Origin of the sequence: Anaerococcus sp. HMSC068A02, from assembly GCF_001811125.1 — a bacterium.
Classification (GTDB): Bacteria; Bacillota; Clostridia; order Tissierellales; family Peptoniphilaceae; genus Anaerococcus; species Anaerococcus vaginalis_C.
Genome location: NZ_KV803743.1, coordinates 1 through 2,199 on the forward strand (window position 1 = coordinate 1; position 2,199 = coordinate 2,199).

Below are 2,199 nucleotides of genomic sequence, written 5' to 3' on the forward strand. Positions count from 1 at the left end.
TACAAAAATGAAATTGAATCAATGAATAAACAGATAGAAAAATTATCAAAAGAAATATGGCAGATCCATTCCCTACTTCTTAATAAATCAAAGGAAAGTTCTGGTGATTAGTATGGCAATTACAAAAATACATACAATAAAATCAACTCTAAATTTGGCAATAGATTATATAACTAAGAGTGAAAAAACTGATGAAAAAGTCTTGGTATCTTCATTTAAATGTAATCCATCTACTGCCCATATTCAATTTATGAAAACACAAAAGATCATATTCTATAGCATATTTTGAAACAAAAAAAGAAGTAGAATAATTCCACTTCTCTTTTACTTAATATTTACTTGTCTATAATTTTCCAAACAGTGTCTGTTAAATTACATCTCATTAATTCTATTTGAAATAATTCTCACTACACCAACAACCTTATCAAAGGTCAGATCTCCAATATACTTATTTTCAAGGTATAGGTCATAGAAGTCTCTCATTCGTGTGGTTGATATATTTCTTCTAATTATGGTTTCATATTTTTCAGCTAAAATTGTTTCTAATGGGTATACCATTATTTTTATATTTTCTTTGCTAAAGATACATGGATAGGTGTGTTCTTTTTCCCTTGGTGTTATTGCATCTCCTGTTATTAGATCAAGTTTCTGGGACTTTTTACTCATTACTATTTTTATTAATAGCAATCAAAAAAGCACCTACCATTTTGATAGATGCCGCTAAACAAATTTAAATTATTCTTTTACTATAGGAACCCATAATTCCATTTTATAGTCTTCTGAATTAGGGTCTCCATCTCCATATACTTCAAAGTCGGGACTTTCATCATGTCTATATCCTTCTTTAGGGAAGAAATATGAAATAATATACTTCCAACCTTCGTGAATGCACTTTGGTATAGGTCCTTGTAAGCTTACAATAGCATACTCTTTTTCAGGAATGCTAAGCGTATCCAAACCTAACTCTTTAGCTTTTACTTCATCCGTTAAATCAAAACCAGCTAAATATATAAATGAATCTTCTTCATCCATTATATAGTCATATCCTACGCCAAAGATTTGACCACTACCAAACTCTTCAAATTTTTCTCTTGGTACTTTTTCAACCAGTCTATCCCAAACTTTTGGGAAATTTGAACTTTTAGTTACATCTGATTTAATACCAGCTATTTTAAACGCTTTCTTTTTCTCAATTTTAATATCCATTTGATTTCCTCCTTGAACTGAAATTGAAAAGTAGATTCTTGGGAAATATTGATACTTTTCTCCTTTTTTTACTTGACCTGGAGTTAGCTTATGAAAACTTTTAAAAGCTAAGGCAAAAGAATCCTGAGAATTATAACCATATTTTATTGCGATGTCTATAATTCTTTTATCTGAATTTTTTAAATCAATTGCAGCATTTGTCATCTTTCTTAATCTTATATATTCAGATAATGAATATCCTGATACGATTGAAAATATTCTTGAAAACATTGGAAATGAATATCCTGTTATCCGTGTTATTTCTTTTTCATCAAGTTCATCAGTTAAGTTTTCTTCAATATAGTCTATTGCTAAGTTAAAAGATTTCATTATATCCATATTTCTACCACCTTTCATTTAAATTGTACAAGGATTTATTAAATTATACCCGATAATGCTAATACAATTATTATAGCATCAAATGTTTATACTATTTTTCTTCTCTGCCAGACTTCTTATCTTGCTCTTTATGCTCTTGATATTAATCACAATAATACATCCACATATTTTCTAACCTCATCTTCTATTTTATATAGTCTACTATATTGTATCATTCATCTTTTTTCTTATTTCTTTGTCTAAGTTGATTGATTCTTTTGATGCCTTTATTGTGTATGTTATTATGGTTTGTGCTGCTTGACCCGCTTCTTTGCTTATTTCTTCGTTTATCATGCTTTTCTCCCCTTTGTTTGAATTAAAAAAAGGGAAGTATAGGCTTTAATTTTTCTATACTTCCCTTTGATTGTTTTTATTTTATTGTTCTTGGTGGTGGAATGCTTATTTTAGATGTTTTTATAGTTTACTTAGGTATTTGTACCTTTTCTTGTTTTTCTGCTCTTATTTTGCTTTTCCACCTTTAGTAGTTTGTGTGTGTTCTTTTATCTGATAGATAGTTTTTCATGTTGGAATATAATATCTGCACTTCTTCATTGTTCATTGCTTTTATTTCTTCTG

Annotated in this window: 1 protein-coding gene and 4 pseudogenes; 2 read left to right on the top strand and 3 right to left on the bottom strand. The window is 28.7% G+C overall.

Annotated features, from left to right (window positions below; genetic code table 11):
* Both HMPREF2782_RS03325 and HMPREF2782_RS03330 read left to right on the top strand, forming a co-directional pair.
* Nucleotides 1-111, top strand: a pseudogene (locus HMPREF2782_RS03325) (plasmid mobilization relaxosome protein MobC); the annotation flags it as partial.
* Between the two features lies 1 nt (nucleotide 112).
* Nucleotides 113-265: pseudogene (locus HMPREF2782_RS03330) on the top strand (relaxase); the annotation flags it as partial.
* A gap of 107 nt (nucleotides 266-372) precedes the next feature.
* Here the strand turns inward: HMPREF2782_RS03330 and HMPREF2782_RS03335 are convergent.
* The 3 genes and pseudogenes from HMPREF2782_RS03335 to HMPREF2782_RS09755 form a co-directional block, all read right to left on the bottom strand.
* Nucleotides 373-684: pseudogene (locus HMPREF2782_RS03335) on the bottom strand (nucleotidyl transferase AbiEii/AbiGii toxin family protein); the annotation flags it as partial.
* Between the two features lie 51 nt (nucleotides 685-735).
* Entirely contained in the window at nucleotides 736-1,602 is an 867-nt protein-coding gene (locus HMPREF2782_RS03340) for an AraC family transcriptional regulator (RefSeq protein ID WP_261668600.1), read from the bottom strand.
* Between the two features lie 186 nt (nucleotides 1,603-1,788).
* Nucleotides 1,789-1,917, bottom strand: a pseudogene (locus HMPREF2782_RS09755) (PcfB family protein); the annotation flags it as partial.
* Nucleotides 1,918-2,199: the final 282 nt, after the last annotated feature.